Genomic DNA, 16,781 nt, shown 5'->3' with positions numbered 1-16,781 from the left:
CCCGCCCCCACCTCGAGAGGTCAATCCCTGGGGGTGCACCATCGCCGAAAGGTCAATCCGACGGGGTGCGGGGCGTTCCGCACCCCGGTGAATTGACCTTTCGAGAAGAAACGAACGCGATGCACGCACACAGCACCCCGACGTATTGACCTTTCGAGGAGAGACGAACGCGCCACCCGCGCGAGCGCGCCCGCGAAATGACCTTTCGAGAGAGACCCGCGCGAACCCGCCCCTACGCCCCCTGCTCCGCGCGCTCCGCGCGACGCAGCTTCCGCTTCTCGCGCCCGCCCTCGACGAGCGAGTAGAGCACGGGCAGCACGATGAGCGTCAGCACGGTCGATGACACGAGTCCGCCGATCACGACGAGCGCGAGCGGCTGCGAGATGAACCCACCGTGACCCGTGAGGCCGAGCGCCATGGGCAGCAGCGCGAAAATCGTCGCGAGCGCCGTCATGAGGATCGGGCGGAGCCTGCGCGACGAACCGTGCACGAGCGCATCGCGCACGTTCATGCCGCGGTCGCGGTACTGGTTCACGAGGTCGACGAGCACGATCGCGTTCGTCACGACGATTCCGATGAGCATGAGCACGCCGATCAGCGACGGAACACCGAGCGGGATGCCCGTGATGACCTGCAGCGCGATCGCACCGGTCGCCGCGAACGGCACCGACACGAGCAGCAAGAGCGGCTGCAGCAGCGAACGGAACGTCGCCACCATGACGATGTAGACGATGAGGATCGCGGCGAGCAGCGCGAGGCCGAGCTGCGAGAACGCGTCCTCCTGGTCGGCCGTCACGCCGCCGATCGAGGCGGTCGTTCCCGAGGGGATGTCGGTGTTCTCGAGCACCTCGGAGACCGCGGCGTTCGCCGTCGCGAGGTCGTCGCCGTCGGGCGTCGCCGACACGGTCGCGCTGCGGAGCCCCTTGACGGTCGTGATCGAGGCCGGTCCGTCGACCTCGCCGACGGTCGCGAGCGAGTCGAGTCGCACGAGACCTGCGGGCGTGGGGACCTCGAGGGCGGCGAGTTCCTCGATCGTCGTGGGCGGGGCGTCGCTCGCGAGATAGATCGTGAGCGTCTTCTCGTCGATGACGATCGAGCCCGCGGCCTGGGGCTGCATGGCGTTCGCGACGATCGAGCCGAGGGCGACCTCGCTGTACCCGGCATCGGCAGCCGCCTCACGGTCGACGGTGATGCCGACGTAGGTGCGCGACTCCGAGAGGTTCGACGACACCTGCGAGATACCGTCGGCATCCTTCAGGCCGTCGGCGATCGCCGTGGTGGCCGCCTCGAGGTCGTCGGCGTTCGACGCCGTGATGTCGACGTCGATGTCGCTCGACGAACCGAACCCGCTCGAGGCCGCGATCGTGATGTCGCCGACATCCGACAGGTCGTTGAGCTCCTCACGCACCTCGACCTGCAGGTCGTCGGAGTTCGCGTCTTCGCTCGTCGTGATCGAGTACGTGATGGTGCTCGACGTGCCTCCGCCGAAGGCCGCCGCGAGACCGCTGCCGCCGCCGATCGACGCCTGCACGGTCTCGACGCCCTCGGTGTCGCGGATGGTCTGTTCGACCGTCGTCGAGGCGGCATCGAGCGCGTCGAGGCTCGTCCCGACGGGAAGCTCCTGCGTGACCTGGAACGTGTTCTGACCGCTCGATCCGAGGAAGTTCGTCTTCATGAGCGGGATGAGCGCGACGGTTCCGCCGAGCACGAGCCCCGAGACGACGAGAGTTGCGACCGAGTGCTTGAGCGTCCACCCGATGACCGGGAGGTATCCCTTCTGCAGGCGCGACGGGTGCTCGAGCTCGTCGGGCTCGGTAACGGTGCCGGCCTCGGGCGAACCGGTGCCCGCGGCATCCCTCGCCTCGTCGTCGACGAACGCCGCACCCACGGCCTCCTCCGAGTGCTTGTGCACCTTGGCGGGCTTGAGCAACCAGTACGCGAGCACGGGCACGATCGTGAGCGACACGAGCAGCGAGGCGAGGAGCGCGATCGTCACCGTCAGCGCGAACGGGCGGAACAGCTCGCCCGTCACACCCTCGACGAGCGCGATCGGCAGGAACACCGCGACGGTCGTGATCGTCGCCGCGGTGATCGCCGAGGCGACCTCGCGCACGGCGCGCACGATCGTCTTCGCCTTGTCGGCTCCCTCGACGAGGTGACGCTTGATGTTCTCGATGACGACGATCGAGTCATCCACGACGCGACCGATCGAGATCGTGAGCGCGCCGAGGGTGAGGATGTTGAGCGTGTAGTCCGCGTACTGCAGACCGATGAAGGTGATGAGCACCGACGTCGGGATCGAGATCGCCGTCACGAGGGTCGCCCGGAACGAGAGCAGGAAGATGAGGATGATGATGACCGCGAACGCGAGACCGAGCACACCCTCGACGGCGAGCGCCTCGATCGACTGCTCGATGTAGGGCGCCTGGTCAAAGACGACGGTGAAGGTCGCGCCGGGGTTCGTGGAGTCGAGGGATGACTCGAGCGCGGGCAACAGCGCGCGCACGGCGTTCGACACCTCGACGGTGTTCGCGGCCGGGAGCTTCGTGACGGCGATCGTGAGGGCCGGTTCACCGTTGACGCGCGAGATACTCGTGATCGGGTTCTCGGCGAGGGCGACGGTCGCGACGTCACCGATGGTCGCGGCGGCGGGAACCGTCTGCAGCGACGGCGGGAAGGTCGACTCGTCGACGGTCGACTGGGTCGCACCGATGAGAGGGAGCGCGGCGATGTCGTCGACGCTGCCGAGGCGCGTGCCCGTCTGCACCGCATAGGTCTTGCCGTCTTCGGTGATCGAGCCGGCGGGGAGGAGCACACCGTTCTGCTGCAGGGCCGTCGTGATCGCCTGCTGCGAGAGGCCGCGAGCCGCGAGCTCTTCGGTGTTCGGCGTGATCGTCACGCGCTGACCGACGTCACCGACGATCGACGCTTCACGCACGCCGTCGACATCCTGGATCTCACCGAGCGTCGTGCGCGTGATCTCGTCGGAGAGCGAGGCCGTGTCGTCGGCGCCGGTGACGGCGACCTGGATGACGGGGAAGTCGTCGAGACTCAGCGCCACGACCTGCGGGTCGACGTCGTCGGGCAGGGTGCTCGAGATGCGGTTGATGGATGACAGCAGCTTCTGCTCGGCGAAGGCGAGGTCGGTTCCGTAGGTGAAGCTCGCAGTTACGCGCGAGACGCCCGTCGAGCTCGTCGTCGAGGTCGACTCGAGGCCCGTGATGCCCTGGATCGCCGTCTCGATGGGCGTCGACACGTCGGTGTTGACGACATCGGGCGAGGCACCGGGGTACGCCGTGACGATCGAGAGCTGCGGGAACGCGATCGACGGCGCGAGCTCCTGCTTGAGGCTCGTGAGGGCGAGGCCTCCGAAGATCGCGACGACGACCGTGACGAGGGCGATGAGGGCGCGGTTCTTCATGCTGAGCGCAGCGAGCAGGTGCATGCTCTGATTCTGTCATTGCAGTGACTGCAATTCGGTCACGGTCGCCTGTGAATCGCGCGGCGCCTCACTCTCCCTGCGAGTTGCCGCCAATGCACCGTTGGAGGGCGCGCGCACGGGCCATTCGTGGCAACTCGCAGGGGGTGGAGGCAGCGGCGGATGACGCGTGCGACGCCCGCGTGAATGGCCCGTGACCCCCAAAGGGGTGGACTCTTCGCAAAACGGAGAGTACCCTCGAGAAGATGACACACCCGGGGAGGGGTGGTGATTTCAATGGTGAACGTCGTTGGGGAACGACAGCAGACCGCTCTGCGCCGAGTTCTACTCGGTGCCGGTCTCGCAGGCGCCTGGATCACACTGTCTCTTGTCACGGGCGCTTCGAGCGCTTCGGCGAATGACGACTCTCCGGGTCTTCTCGGCGGCCTCGGCGAGGCCGTGGGCGGTGCGGTCGGCGGCGTGACCGAGGTCGTCTCCGACGTGGTCGATGTCGTCGACACGGTCACTGATCCGGTCGTCGCGATCGTCACTCCGATCACCGAGCCCGTCGTCACCGAGGTCGTCACGCCGGTCATCAGCGAGGCTCCGGTCGTCGCCGAGATCGTCGAGAGCGTGCCGGATGTCGTTCCGGGCGTCATCGGCATCGTCGACGACACGGTCGGCGCGGTCGACACGATCGTCGGCGACGTCACGGGTGGCGCGCTCGGCGAAGCACCCGTCGGGTCGATCACCGGCCCCGTCCTCGGCCTCGTGGAAGACATCACGGGTGAGGTCACGGCGCCTCTCGGCCCGGCGCCCGTCACGGGGATCACCATCCCGAACCCGATCATCCCCGGCGACCCCACCGTTCCTGAGGGCCCGACGATCCCGCAGCCCGTCGGCCCCGCCGACGGTGCACCCGCCACGGTTCTCGCCGTCGCCACGGCCGATGCGGCCACCACGTCATCCGTCACGGCCGGCCCGCCGGCCCGCACCGCTCCGATCTCCCCCGCCGTACCCTTCAACGGCGCATCCCCATCGGGCGACACCTCGGCGACGCACGCGCCGTCTGCCCCGAAGCAGGCGCCCGGCGCTCCCCCGGGAACGACCACGCTCGGCAACGGATCGGCAGCGGCCTCGGGTGGTGCGCACGCGCCGTCATCCGCCGACGTCACGCACCGTGCCCACACGAACTCCGTCGGCGCCCTCTCGGGCCTCGCGACCGACGACGACGTACCGTCTTCACCTCTCTTCGAGACCGACTCCACCCCTGACTGACGGGGATCGGCCGCGCTTCGAGCGCGGACACGATCACTGCTCCCGCCCGGGAGCGGAACCTCAATCAGTCAAGGAGTAGAACCATGTCCAGAATGCTCACGAGGGCCCTGTACGGCGTCCTCTTCACGGGGGGCCTCACGCTCCTCGGCGCCGGCGTCGCCCACGCCGCCGACACCTCCGGAGACGACGGCGTCGCCTCGGGAACGCAAGCGATCATCGACATCGCGATCCCCGTCACCATCGGCGGGAACGGCATCTCGGTGCTCGGCGACTCGTCGTCGAACGGCGCGACGACCGAGGCTCCGGCCCCGGCTCCCGCGCCGGTCGACCCGGCTTCGACGTCGGGGGATGACGGTGTCGGATCGGGCTCGCAGGCTCTGATCGACATCGAGATCCCCGTCACGATCGGCGGCAACGGCATCTCGGTCATCGGAGACTCGACGAGCGAGGGTGCGGAGACGGCACCCGTCGCCGAGGCACCTGTCGCCGAGGCGCCTGCCCCGCCGGCCGCGGTCGAGAACCCCGCAGCCGGCCTGCCCGAGTTCGAGCGCCCCATCGCGGTGATCCCGAACCCGGGGATCGAGCAGCCCGAGGTCGAGCAGCCCGAGTTCGAGACGCCCGTTGCTGTCATCCCGAACCCGAACACCTCGGGTGACGACAGCATCCTCGGCGGCACGCAGGGCGTCATCGACGTCGCGGTGCCCGTGACCGTGGGTGGCAACGCCATCTCGGTCATCGGCGACTCGAACACCGAGGGCGCGACCACCGAGACGCCCGCGGCACCCACCACCGGCGACCCCGCCGCCCCCGTCACCAGCGGTGACGACGGCATCCTCGGCGGAAGCCAGATCGTCGGCGGAATCGGAGTCCCCGTGACCGTCGGCGGCAACGCCATCTCGGTCATCGGCGACTCGACGAGTGAGGGCGCGGCGACGACCGCTCCGACCGGTTCGGGCGTGTCCCTGCCGATCACCGGCGGGGATGACGGCATCCTCGGCGGCACGCAGGCGGTCATCGACGCCGTGGTCCCCGTGACCGTCGGCGGCAACGCCATCTCGGTCATCGGCGACTCGACGACGACCACACCCACGACCGGCATCCCGACCGAACCGGGCACGCCGACCGAGCCGACGGAGCCGACCGAACCGGGCACCCCCACCGAACCGGGAACCCCCACCGAACCGACCGAGCCGGGCACCCCGACGGAGCCCGGAACGCCGAGCGAGCCGGGCACGCCCGTCGCCCCGGAGAACCCCGCAACACCGGGTTCCCCGAACGATGGCCAGACGGCCGCGTCATCCACTACGGTTGCGATCGGATCGGCTCTCGCGACGACGGGCGCCCCTGCCGGGAACCTCGGAGCACTGTCGATCGGTGTACTCCTGATCGGAGCGCTGATGCTGCTGATCGGCCGACGTCGGGCGCTCACCAGTTGACCGCCTGACGGCGAAACGGGACAGGCCCTTCACCTCTCGTCTCGCTACGCGGTCGCCCCGTGTCGTCTCCCGAACTTCGGCGGCACGAGCCCCGCACTCTGACCGTCCCCTCGCGGGGGCGGTCAGAGGCGTGCGTCAGAGGCGTGCGTCGCGGTCGCCCGTGAGCGGTGCGTCGAAGAACGCCCGCTCGTGCGCGGCCGAGGCGCGGAACGCCGTGAACATCGCGCTCCGATCGGCATCGCTCGCTCGCGCCGCGGCGTTCGCGACGAAGCCGATCGCGCGCTCGTTCGAGATCGTGAACGCGGGGTCGGCGTACGTCTCGAGCCACGACCGATACGGATGACTGTCGTGCGCGTGATCCCTCAGGCGGAGTCCCGCGTCGTGATAGAGCCAGAAGCACGGGAGGAGGGCCGCGATGAGCACCCCGTAGTCGCCGCGGAAGGCCGAGGCCGCGAGGTGGTCGAGGTACGCCGTCGTGACGCGCGACGGCTCGGCGTCGAACACCGTCTCGGTGCCGAGCCAGCCCTCGTGCAGAGCGAGCTCACCCTCGATCGAGCCCGCCGCGCTCGTCGCCCAGAACGCCTGCTCCTCGGCGGTCGGCGCGAGGCGTGAGGCTTCGGCGAGCACGCGGGCGTAGGCGCGCAGGTAGATCGCATCCTGCGCGAGGTACCAGCGGAACGCCCCGTCATCGAGATCGCCCGCCGCGAGCCCGCGCACGAACGGCGAGTCGTCGATGTCGCGGCGGATATCGGCGATGTCGTTCCACCACGACGCCGCGAGATCAGCCGCCGTCGGTCGGGCCTCGAGCCCACCGCGCGCCCACAGCCCCGCGAAATGACTCACGGGCCCGTTGCCCGAACCCACGTGCAGGTCGGCCCCGTGCCGGATGCTCTCGGCGAGCCAGCACTTCGCCTGCGCGAGGGCCTCGGCGGTGTCGCCGACGCGGGGCAGCAGGGTCGCGAGGGCGGATGACAGCGAGCAGCCGGTTCCGTGGGTGTTGGTCGAGACGATGCGGGTGCCCGGCACCTCGCGGATGCGATCGTCATCCGATTCGGAGGCGTCGACGACGGCATCCGGAACCGCGTCGCCGTCGAGGTGTCCACCCTTCGCGACGACCGCGACACCGTGCCGCTCCGAGAGCCGCTCCGCCTGAGCGAGGGCGTCGGCCCACGTGAGCGCACGAGGCTCGTCAACGAGGATCGCGAGCTCGGGGATGTTCGGGGTCACGAGCGTCGCCCGCGAGAGCAGCTGACGCAGCGCGGCCTCGGCGTTCGCGTCGAGCAGCCGGTCGCCCGATGTCGCCACCATCACGGGATCGAGCACGACGATGGGCGGCTGCACGCGTTCGAGCCACGCCTCGACGACACCGATCACACCGGTGTCGGCGAGCATGCCGATCTTCACCGCATCGATCTCGACGTCGTCGCTCACGGCGTCGAGCTGCTCAGCGAGGAAGTCGAGCGGCGGCACATGCACGCTGCGCACACCGTGCGTGTTCTGCGCGACGAGTGCCGTCACGACGGCCATCCCGTACCCGCCGTTCGCGGCGATCGACTTGAGGTCGGCCTGGATTCCGGCGCCGCCCGTCGGGTCGGTGCCCGCGATGCTCAGAACGCGAGGGATGCCGGTCATGCTCGTCCTTCCCATGCGGCGCGCAGTATTCGCGCCGCCTCTCTCGGATCACTCGCAGCGCAGATCGCCGAGACGACGGCGGCGCCCGCGGCACCCGCCGCGCGCAGGGGTGCGAGGTCGATGCTCTGGATGCCGCCGATCGCGACGGCCGGAACCGGTGACAGTTCGGCGAGGTGCGCGAAGCCGTCGATGCCGAGCGCGGGCGGGGCGTCGGCCTTCGTGAGCGTGGGGTGCACCGCCCCGATCCCGACGTAGTCGACGACGGGAGCGGCACGCACGATGTCGAGTTCGGCGACGGTCGCGGCGCTCAGCCCGACGTACGCGTGCGCCCCGACGAGAGCACGCACGGCTCCCGCCGGTAGATCGGACTGGCCGACGTGCACGCCGGCGACGCGAGCGCCGCGGTCGCGCGCCGCGAGAAACACGTCGATGCGATCGTTGACGAACACGGCGACCTCGGGCGGGGTCACTGCCGCGATGCGCTCGACCGTCTCGAGGAACGCGCGCGCCGAGGCATCCTTCTCGCGGATCTGAACGGCGGTGACGCCTCCCGCGACGGCGGCCGTCACGACATCGACGACGTCGTGGCCGGCGGAGGCGGCGCTCGCGGCATCCGTCACGAGGTAGAGGCTGAGGTCGAGGGTCACGAGATGACCGCCCGGCTCGCGATCTCGGCGGGCGTGACGTTCGCGAGCGCATCGAGGAAGGCGACCGCGAAGCTGCCCGGGCCGCGCGCTTCGGCCGCGGCGATCTCGGCAGCGATCGTGTAGACCGCGACGGCCGCGACCGTCGTGTCGAGGCGGTCGGCGTCGACCGAGGCGAAGGCCGCGATGACCGCACCGAGGGCGCAGCCGCCGCCCGTGACCTTCGTGAGCAGTGCATCGCCATTCGCGATGCGCACGACGCGGTCACCGTCGGTGATGACGTCGACGGGGCCCGAGACGGCGACGACTCCACCGGTCGCGGCGGCGACGGCTCGTGCGGCCTCGAGCGCGTCATCCACGCTGTCGGAGGAATCGACCCCGCGCCCTCCCGCGCCCACTCCGGCGAGCGCGATGATCTCCGATGCGTTGCCGCGCACGACCGTCGGTCGAGCGTCACGCAGTTCGAACGCGAGCGGAGTGCGCACCGGCAGCGCGCCGATCGCGACGGGGTCGAGCACCCACGGTGTGCCCTCCGAGTTGGCGGCGGCGACCGCCTCGCGCATGGCGTCGCGCTGCTCGGCGTGCGGGGTGCCGAGGTTCACGAGCAGACCCGATGCGATCGAGGCGAACGGGCCCGCCTCATCGGGGATGTCGACCATCGCGGGCGCGGCGCCGAGGGCGAGCAGTGCATTGGCGGTGAAGTTCACGACGACGCTGTTGGTGATGCTGTGCACGAGCGGGGAGCTCCTGCGCACCTCCTCGAGCGCTTCGGCGGCGAACGTGGGCAGGTTCGATGGCGTACGCGTCACGCGCGACATCCCTTCGCTAGTACGAGCTAGATCAGGTTCGACGGGTGTGTTCTCAGCCCTCGCGGGCACCCCGTGTCACTGCCCACCACGCTACTGCACCCGCCCCGCAACCCCGTCTCGGCGTCACGTTTGTGCTCTTCGCGTGCGCTGAAGAGCACAAACGTGACGCCGAGACTTCAGGGAACGGGCGGATGACTCTCAGACGACGTCGGCGAGGAAGGAGGGGTCGACGACGGGCGTACGCGCGAGGGAACGCCAGGCGAGCGCGAGAGCGGCGAGTGCGGCATCCGTCTCCTCGGCGCTGTACCCGATAGGCAGCCGCAGGAACCGCTCGAACGCGCCGTCGATGCCGAAGCGGGGGCCGGCCGCGATGATGAGCCCGTGCGTGCGCGCGGCGAGCGCGAGCTGCGAGCTGACGGGCGAGCCGAGGTTGATCCACGTCGAGAGGCCGCCGTCGACGTGCGGCACGTCCCACTCGGGGAACCCGTCGGCGAGCGCCGCTTCGAGGTGCTCGCGCCCGGCGCGCAGTTGTTCGCGGCGCAGCTCGAGGATCTCCGGCATCTGCGGCATGAGCGCCGTCACCACGAGCTGCTCGAGGATCGGCGTGCCGAGATCGCCGGGATGACGCGCCGCGACGAGCTTCCGGATGAGCGGGCGCGGCGCGCGGATCCAGCCGACGCGCACTCCGCCCCACACCGTCTTTCCGACCGAGCCGATGAGCACCGCGTCGCCGTGCACCGCGAAGGGCGCGTGGGCGTCGAGGCGGTCGATGTCGAGTTCGGCGGTCGTCTCGTCGGCGATGAGGAGCGTGCCCGCGCGAGCGGCCGCGTCGACGACGCGCGCCCGGTCCTCCTCCGACATCGAGCGACCGGTCGGGTTGTGGAAGTCGGGCATGAGGTATCCGACGGCCGGGCTCGTGCGCTCGATGGCCTGCACCATCGAGTCGGCCTCGCCGCCGTCATCCCCCGCCACGACGCTCGCGGGGGCGAACCGTCCGCCGGCTGCGCGCAGGGCCTCGTAGGCGTGCGGGTAACTCGGTTGCTCGACGAGAACGCGGTCGCCGCGGCCGATGAGTGTGCGAGCCAGCAGCGCGATCGCGTGCTGCGCGCCGATCGTCACCATGATCTCGTCGGGCTCGGTCGGCAGGCCGCGATCGGCGTAGCGCTCAGCGATCGCCGCACGGAGTTCGGGGATGCCGACGGGGTCGTACCCGCTGTCGCCGAGGTGTCGCGGCAGTTCGTCGGCGGCCTGGCGCACGGTCTCGGCGAGCCAGGGCAGGGCGGGTAATGAGGCCTTCGAGAAGTCGAGGATGCCGGTGTCGGTGGGCAGCGGGATGCTGCGCGGCCCCTCGGGCAGGCGCGTGAGGCTGCCCGAGCCGCGGATCGAGTGCAGGAAGTCGGCATCACGCAGCTGCGCGTAGGCGGCGCTCACGGTCGTGCGGCTGAGGCCGAGCGCCTCGGCGAGTTCGCGTTCGGCGGGAAGGCGCGTGTCGACGGGGATGCGCCCGTCGAGCACGAGCAGGCGCACACGATCGGCGAGCGCGGCGTACTGGGCTCCGGCCCCCTGCCAGTCACCGAGCAGCGTCGAGAGCGAGCGAGCCGTGATCGATGCGGATGCCATAAAGCCACTTTAGGCAGATTGGCTACTTGATGAAAGGCCAATCTCGTAATTGGATTACGTCATGCTCTCCCGCGTCCCCGCCCTCCCCCGCCGCTCCGTACAGCTCCTCGTCGGACTGTTCTTCTACGGAATCGGCATCGCGCTCATCGTGCGCGGGGAGCTCGGCGTCGCCCCGTGGGACGTGCTCACCCAGGGCCTCGTGAAGCTCACGGGCCTGAACTTCGGCCTCATCACGATCCTCACGAGCGGTGTCGTGCTGCTGTTCTGGATTCCGCTCCGCCAGAAGCCGGGCGTCGGAACGATCGCGAACGCCCTGCTCGTCGGGCCCGCCGCCGACGTCGGCCTCTGGCTCATCCCCGCCGATCAGGACCTGTGGCTCCGCATCGTGTTCCTCGCGAGCGGCATTCTCGTGCTCGCCGCCGCGACCGGCCTCTACATCGGCGCCCACTTCGGTCCCGGCCCGCGCGATGGGCTCATGACCGGCATCCATCGCGTCTCGGGGTGGCCGATCTGGGTCGGTCGCACGGGCATCGAGCTCACGGTGCTCGTCATCGGCTGGCTGCTCGGCGGCAACGTCGGCATCGGCACGGTCGCCTTCGCGGTGCTCATCGGCCCGCTGTGCGGCTTCATGATCCCGATCTTCGCGGTGAAGATTCCGCCGAAGGATGTCGCGGAGCCGGCCATCGCCCGCATCGAGGCCGATCTCGAAGGAACCGTCGCCCCGTCATCCGTCGCCGGCGACTCCCCCGCCAACTGACCCGTCCCCCTCCCCCTCCCCACACACCCCGCCTTCTTCGACGTCTCGGCGGCGCGTTTGTGCTCTTCGCGACCCGTGAACAGCACAAACGTGACGCCGAGACGGGGGTGGAACACACTCTCTGAAGGGAGCGCCCATGTTCGTGCTGCTCGGAATCCTCGGTCTTCTCGCCCTCGTCGGCGTCGTCGCGACCATCCGCGCCGTCGCGCGCGACGGCTACCGCCGCACCCCCACCCGCTGACGCGCGCGTCCCGCTGCCGCCGCACCCCAATGTCTCGACCCCCGAGTCTCGGCGTCACGACACGCTGGCTAAAACAGGTTGAGCCAGCGTGTCGTGACGCCGAGACGGGGGCGACGGGCGGGGGAAGGGGGCGGGCGGGGGTCAGCTCGCGTAGGCGGAGTCGGGGGCGTCGCCCGCCTCGAGGCCGAAGGATGCCGCGGCCGAGCGGATCGCGCGCGCCCGTGCCAACCGGGGCAGGTCGCTGCCGTCGCGGATTCCGAAGCGCGCCGTCGTCTCGAGCACGTCGAGCGCCCAGGCGATCTCGGTCGGCGAGGGGCTGAGCGCTTCGGCGACCGCGGCGACCTGTTCTTCGCGGAGGCACAGCCGACCCGTCATGCCGAGGCTCGCGGCGTGACGCGACGCATCGACCAGGACAGACGCCTCGTGCCCGACGGTCGGTCCGTCGATCGGGCCGGGCAGCCCGGCCGCGCGGCTCGTGCTGACGAGTCGCGACCGGGCGTAGAGCAGAGCCATCGGGTCGTCGGCGGCGCCCGTATCGCGGCGGAAGTCGCCCGAGCCGAACGCGAGACGCACGGTTCCGGCGGCCTCGGCGATCTCGAGCGCCGCCTCGATGCCACGCGCACTCTCGACCAGGGCGACGACGGGAACGGCTCCGCCCACGGCATCGACCGTCGCCCGCACGTGCTCGGCCGACTCGACCTTCGCGAGCACGAGACCGGCGATCACTCCGGTGCGTGCGAGTGCGACATCCGCCGCCCAATCGGTCGTCGTCGCATCGCTGATGCGGGCCCAGGGGCGCACCGTTCGATCGGCGAGCCCCGCGAGCGCGTCGCGTGCTGCTGGCCGATCCGCCGCGGCCACCCCGTCTTCGAGGTCGACGACCACGACGTCGGCCTGCGATGCGGCGATGCGTGTCTCGAGTGCGGCGGCCGATCCCGGCACGAGCAGCCACGTGCGCGCAATGCCCGGGGGCACGGTGCGGGCGCCGATCACGGCACCCGCACCGCGGAGCTCAGCGGCCACGACCCGCTCCGGCCTTCTCGCTCTCGAGCTCGCCGACGATCGCGGCGATGGATGCCGTCGACGGGCGTTCCTCGAGGGCCACTTCGGCCTTCTCGTCGCTCGAGAGGTGGTCGTCGACGCTCATCGTCGACTCGTCGAAGGGGCGTTCGCCCGAGAGCACGGCGCCGAGTTGTTCGCGGTCGAGCTCCTTCGTCCAGGTGCCGACGAGCAGGGTCGCGACGGCGTTGCCCGTGAAGTTCGTGAGCGCGCGGGCCTCCGACATGAAGCGGTCGATGCCGACGATCACGCCGACGCCGTCGACGAGGTCGGGGCGGTGGGCCTGCAGCCCGCCGGCGAGGGTCGCGAGACCCGCACCCGTGACTCCGGCCGCACCCTTGGAGGCGACCATCATGAAGATGAGCAGCGAGATCTGCTCGGGGATCGAGAGCGGCGTTCCCATCGCGCTCGCGATGAAGAGCGACGCCATCGTGAGGTAGATCGCCGTGCCGTCGAGGTTGAAGGAGTACCCCGTCGGGATCGTGATGCCGGCGACCGGCTTCGAGACGCCCGCGTGCTCCATCTTGGCGATGAGGCGGGGCAGCACGACCTCGCTCGACGACGTCGAGACGATGAGCAGGTACTCGCGGCCGAGGTACTTCATCATGCGGAAGATATTGACGCGCGTGACCATCCAGAGCAGCGAGCCGAGCACGACGACGATGAACAGCGCGCACGTGATGTAGAACGCGATCATGAGGGTTCCGAGGCCGATGATCGCGGCGACGCCCGTGCTGCCGACGACGGCGGCGATGGCACCGAACGCGCCGATCGGGGCGACCCACATGATCATCGCGAGGATGCGGAAGACGAGCGCCTGGATCTGACGGATCGCACCGAGGATCGGCGCGCCCTTCGCCCCCATCTTCTGCAGCGCGAAGCCGACGAGCAGGGCGACGAACAGCACCTGCAGGATGTTGCCCGCCGTGAGCGACGAGAGGAGGGATGTCGGGATGATGCCGAGCAGGAACTCGGTCGTCGTCTTCGCCTCGACGTTGCCGGCGTCGTACTCGGCGCCCGCGATGTTCAGGCCCTCGCCGGGGTGGATGAGGTTGCCGACGACGACGCCGATTCCGAGGGCGAACGTCGACATGATCATGAAGTAGCCGAGGGCGAGGCCGCCGACCTTGCCGACGGTCGCGGCCTTCGCGATCGATCCGACGCCGAGCACGATCGTGCAGAAGATGATCGGCGCGATCATCATCTTGATGAGGGCGACGAACGCTTCGCCGATGGGCTTGAGGCCCTGCGCGAACTCGGGGGCCGTGAGGCCGACGGTGATACCGGCCGCCACCGCGACGATGACCGCGATGTAGAGGTAGTGAGACGGGTCGATACGTCGACGGGGCTTCGCGCCGCCGGTTCGAGAGCTGTCGCCGTGAGAGTGGAGCGCCATTGCCTTCCCTCTTCCTTGTTCGGGGGCGGCGCCGCTTCTCGACGCCGAGCTGGGTGATCGAGCAAGAATGCGCTCCCGTGTCGTCCGCCGTCGCGTTGTGTTCATAGTGTTCGCGGGCACGGCGTATCGGCCCCGGCCGAGCGTGCCTAGAGTGAGTGCAGCGAGGTGAACCGATGGTGCGGATGATTCGAGGCTGGAGCATTGCGGCGAAGCTCTTCGCCCTGCAGCTCATCGTCATCGTCGGCCTCGCGACGGTCGCCGTGGTCGCGATCTGGACCGACGCGCGGGCCGACGTCGAGAGGAATGCCGCGGCCCGATCCCTCGCGGTCGCACAGACGATCGCCCTCGACCCGTTCGTCGTCGACGCCGTCGGCGAGAGCGACCCGACGGCGCTCCTGCAGCCGTATGCGGTCGCCGTGATGGATGACACGGGCATCGACTTCATCACGATCATGACTCCCGATCGCACGCGCCTCACGCACCGCGACCCCGACGAGATCGGCAAGAAGTTCCTCGGCACGATCGACCGGGCGCTCGCGGGCGAGTCGTTCACCGAGACGTACACCGGAACGCTCGGGCCGTCGGTGCGCGCGGTCGTGCCGGTCGAGGATGACGGCGAGGTCGTCGCTCTCGTCTCGGCGGGCGTCACGGTGTCGAACACCGAGGTCGCCCTCGGCGCGCGCATCGCGACGGTCGTGATCGCAGCGCTCGCGATGGTCGGCGTCGGCGCCCTCGCGGCATGGCTGCTCAGCCGGTACCTGCGCCGCGTGACGTGGGGCCGCGGGGCCGACGAGATGAGCCGCATGTTCGCCTACTACGAGGGCGTGCTGCACTCGATCGGCGAGGGCATCGTGCTCCAGAACCCCGCGAACGACGTCGTGCTCTACAACGACCGCGCCGCCGAACTGCTCGGGCTGCCGAAGCGCCGCGAACCCGACCCGTCGCCCCTCGCGACGCTCGTCGTGCCCGAGGCGATGCGACCGGTGCTCGCGCGCCACGAGTCCGTCGTCGAAGAGATCGTCATCACCGAGACGCACGTGCTCGTCGTCGATCGCGATGTCGTGGTGACACGTGACCGCGCCCAGAAGCGCAGCCGGGTCGGCACGGTCACGACGCTCCGCGACCACACCGAGCTCCTCGCCGTCACGGGCGAGCTGCAGACGATGACGACCCTCTCCGACGCCCTGCGGTCGCAGACCCACGAGTTCGCGAACCGCCTGCACACGATCGTCGCCCTCATCGAGCTCGGCCGCCCCGACGAGGCCGCGCGCCTCGCGAGCTCCGAACTCGAGCTGAGCCAGCGGCTCGCCGACCGCCTGCTCTCGGCCGTCGAGGAACCCGTGCTGCTCGCGCTCCTGCTCGGCAAGTCAGCTCAGGCGAGCGAGCGCGGCATCGAACTCGACGTCGAGCTGCCCGACTGGCTACCGGCGACCGAGATCCCCCCGCGCGACCTCATCACGATCGTCGGCAACCTCATCGACAACGCCCTCGACGCGGCCGCCGCGACCCCCGAACCGCGCGTCGCGGTCGCGGTCGACGTCGACGGCGCGGCACTCACGATCGCCGTGTCGGATTCGGGCGCCGGGCCCGCCGACCCGACCGTGATCTTCGCGTTCGGCACGACGTCGAAGAGCGACGCCGGCCACGGCATCGGGCTCGCCCTCGTGCGCCAGTCCGTCGCGCGCCTCGGCGGCACGGTCGACGTGCGCGGCTCGCTATTCGAGGTCGTGCTGCCCCTGCCGGCGCTCGTCGCCTCGGCACCGGAGGCCGACGGATGACGGATGACACGTCGACCGACATCCGCGTGCTCGTCGTCGACGACGAGGTGCTCACCGCCGAAGCGCACGCCGCGTACGTCGAGCGCGTCGACGGTTTCGCGGTCGCGGCGGTCGCCCACTCGGGTTCCGAGGCGATCCGTGCGCTGCGCGCCGATGCCGCAATCGATCTCGTCCTGCTCGACATGAACCTGCCCGACACGAACGGCATCGACCTGTGCCGCAACCTCCGCACGGCGGGCCTCGAGATCGACGTCATCGCCGTGACGGCCGTGCGCGATGCGGCCGTCGTGCGATCGGCCGTGTCGCTCGGCATCGTGCAGTACCTCATCAAGCCGTTCGGCTTCGCGGCGTTCGCCGAGAAGCTCGGGGCGTACCGCGACTTCCACGCGCGCGTGGGCTCGGCCGTCGTGACCGACCAGCACGAGGTGGATGCCTCGTTCGCCGCCCTCCGCACGTCGACCGCGGCCGATCTGCCGAAGTCTCTGAGCGCCGACACGCTCGACCGGGTGCGTGCGGCCCTGCGGGCGGCCCCGGCCGAGGGTCTCTCGGCGGGCGAGGTCGCGACGATCGCGGCCGTGTCACGCGTCACCGCGCGCCGCTACCTCGAGCACCTCGCCGACTCGGGCGTCGCCGCGCGCGCCTCGCGCTACGGCACGCCCGGCCGCCCCGAGGTGCTCTACCGTCCGCGCTGAATCCGCTCCGACCCTGTTCGC

General features: G+C 70.2%; 12 protein-coding genes and 1 riboswitch. Of the genes, 5 read left to right on the top strand and 7 right to left on the bottom strand.

Annotated features, from left to right (window positions below; all coding sequences use genetic code 11):
- Nucleotides 1-232: 232 nt before the first annotated feature.
- Nucleotides 233-3,445 (bottom strand): efflux RND transporter permease subunit, encoded by a 3,213-nt coding sequence (locus tag BJ972_RS14005; protein WP_129176378.1) that lies wholly within the window; start codon nucleotides 3,443-3,445, stop codon nucleotides 233-235.
- A gap of 270 nt (nucleotides 3,446-3,715) precedes the next feature.
- On the opposite strand from BJ972_RS14005, the gene BJ972_RS14000 reads away from it, so the two are divergent.
- Both BJ972_RS14000 and BJ972_RS16980 read left to right on the top strand, forming a co-directional pair.
- Nucleotides 3,716-4,696 (top strand): hypothetical protein, encoded by a 981-nt coding sequence (locus BJ972_RS14000; protein WP_129176380.1) that lies wholly within the window; start codon nucleotides 3,716-3,718, stop codon nucleotides 4,694-4,696.
- Nucleotides 4,697-4,779: 83 nt separating this feature from the next.
- The gene (locus BJ972_RS16980) at nucleotides 4,780-6,132 is read left to right on the top strand and encodes a hypothetical protein (protein ID WP_129176382.1); all 1,353 of its coding nucleotides are present in this window, start codon (nucleotides 4,780-4,782) and stop codon (nucleotides 6,130-6,132) included.
- 135 nt (nucleotides 6,133-6,267) lie between these two features.
- On the opposite strand, the gene BJ972_RS13990 is transcribed toward BJ972_RS16980, so the two are convergent.
- The 4 genes from BJ972_RS13990 to yczR form a co-directional block, all read right to left on the bottom strand.
- Nucleotides 6,268-7,764, bottom strand: coding sequence for a bifunctional hydroxymethylpyrimidine kinase/phosphomethylpyrimidine kinase (locus BJ972_RS13990; protein WP_206736542.1), 1,497 nt, complete (start codon nucleotides 7,762-7,764; stop codon nucleotides 6,268-6,270).
- Nucleotides 7,761-8,411, bottom strand: a complete 651-nt coding sequence (gene thiE, locus BJ972_RS13985) for a thiamine phosphate synthase (protein ID WP_129176386.1) — start codon at nucleotides 8,409-8,411, stop codon at nucleotides 7,761-7,763. Before thiE ends, BJ972_RS13990 begins: the two co-directional genes overlap by 4 nt.
- Complete coding sequence (gene thiM, locus BJ972_RS13980) at nucleotides 8,408-9,226, bottom strand: hydroxyethylthiazole kinase (protein WP_164989971.1); 819 nt, start codon at nucleotides 9,224-9,226, stop codon at nucleotides 8,408-8,410. Before thiM ends, thiE begins: the two co-directional genes overlap by 4 nt.
- A riboswitch (TPP riboswitch) is annotated at nucleotides 9,209-9,300 on the bottom strand. Its footprint overlaps the gene before it by 18 nt.
- Before the next feature lie 115 nt (nucleotides 9,301-9,415).
- On the bottom strand, nucleotides 9,416-10,837 hold the full coding sequence (yczR, locus tag BJ972_RS13975) for a MocR-like transcription factor YczR (RefSeq protein WP_129176390.1): 1,422 nt from the start codon (nucleotides 10,835-10,837) through the stop codon (nucleotides 9,416-9,418).
- A 61-nt stretch (nucleotides 10,838-10,898) separates the two neighbouring features.
- On the opposite strand from yczR, the gene yczE reads away from it, so the two are divergent.
- Nucleotides 10,899-11,594, top strand: a complete 696-nt coding sequence (yczE, locus tag BJ972_RS13970) for a membrane protein YczE (protein ID WP_179419953.1) — start codon at nucleotides 10,899-10,901, stop codon at nucleotides 11,592-11,594.
- Nucleotides 11,595-11,976: 382 nt separating this feature from the next.
- On the opposite strand, the gene BJ972_RS13965 is transcribed toward yczE, so the two are convergent.
- Together BJ972_RS13965 and BJ972_RS13960 are read right to left on the bottom strand one after the other, a co-directional pair.
- On the bottom strand, nucleotides 11,977-12,858 hold the full coding sequence (locus tag BJ972_RS13965) for an HpcH/HpaI aldolase/citrate lyase family protein (protein ID WP_206736543.1): 882 nt from the start codon (nucleotides 12,856-12,858) through the stop codon (nucleotides 11,977-11,979).
- Complete coding sequence (locus tag BJ972_RS13960) at nucleotides 12,848-14,290, bottom strand: cation:dicarboxylate symporter family transporter (RefSeq protein ID WP_129176392.1); 1,443 nt, start codon at nucleotides 14,288-14,290, stop codon at nucleotides 12,848-12,850. Before BJ972_RS13960 ends, BJ972_RS13965 begins: the two co-directional genes overlap by 11 nt.
- Before the next feature lie 173 nt (nucleotides 14,291-14,463).
- On the opposite strand from BJ972_RS13960, the gene BJ972_RS13955 reads away from it, so the two are divergent.
- Both BJ972_RS13955 and BJ972_RS13950 read left to right on the top strand, forming a co-directional pair.
- Nucleotides 14,464-16,068: a sensor histidine kinase gene (locus tag BJ972_RS13955; RefSeq protein ID WP_241830875.1), complete on the top strand. Its 1,605-nt coding sequence runs from the start codon at nucleotides 14,464-14,466 to the stop codon at nucleotides 16,066-16,068.
- Entirely contained in the window at nucleotides 16,065-16,760 is a 696-nt protein-coding gene (locus BJ972_RS13950) for a response regulator (RefSeq protein WP_129176394.1), read from the top strand. Before BJ972_RS13955 ends, BJ972_RS13950 begins: the two co-directional genes overlap by 4 nt.
- Nucleotides 16,761-16,781: the final 21 nt, after the last annotated feature.

Source organism: Agromyces atrinae (genome assembly GCF_013407835.1).
In the GTDB taxonomy this organism is placed as follows: Bacteria; Actinomycetota; Actinomycetes; order Actinomycetales; family Microbacteriaceae; genus Agromyces; species Agromyces atrinae.
This window is presented reverse-complemented; position numbering and strand designations above follow the sequence as displayed.

Coding starts and splice junctions, on each gene's coding strand:
- BJ972_RS13950 (WP_129176394.1), top strand. CDS start 16,065: ATGACGGATGACACGTCGACCGACATCCGCGTGCTCGTCGTCGACGAC.
- BJ972_RS14005 (WP_129176378.1), bottom strand. CDS start 3,445: ATGCACCTGCTCGCTGCGCTCAGCATGAAGAACCGCGCCCTCATCGCC.
- BJ972_RS13960 (WP_129176392.1), bottom strand. CDS start 14,290: ATGGCGCTCCACTCTCACGGCGACAGCTCTCGAACCGGCGGCGCGAAG.
- thiM (WP_164989971.1), bottom strand. CDS start 9,226: ATGTCGCGCGTGACGCGTACGCCATCGAACCTGCCCACGTTCGCCGCC.
- BJ972_RS16980 (WP_129176382.1), top strand. CDS start 4,780: ATGTCCAGAATGCTCACGAGGGCCCTGTACGGCGTCCTCTTCACGGGG.
- BJ972_RS13955 (WP_241830875.1), top strand. CDS start 14,464: ATGGTGCGGATGATTCGAGGCTGGAGCATTGCGGCGAAGCTCTTCGCC.
- BJ972_RS13990 (WP_206736542.1), bottom strand. CDS start 7,764: ATGACCGGCATCCCTCGCGTTCTGAGCATCGCGGGCACCGACCCGACG.
- yczR (WP_129176390.1), bottom strand. CDS start 10,837: ATGGCATCCGCATCGATCACGGCTCGCTCGCTCTCGACGCTGCTCGGT.
- BJ972_RS14000 (WP_129176380.1), top strand. CDS start 3,716: ATGGTGAACGTCGTTGGGGAACGACAGCAGACCGCTCTGCGCCGAGTT.
- yczE (WP_179419953.1), top strand. CDS start 10,899: ATGCTCTCCCGCGTCCCCGCCCTCCCCCGCCGCTCCGTACAGCTCCTC.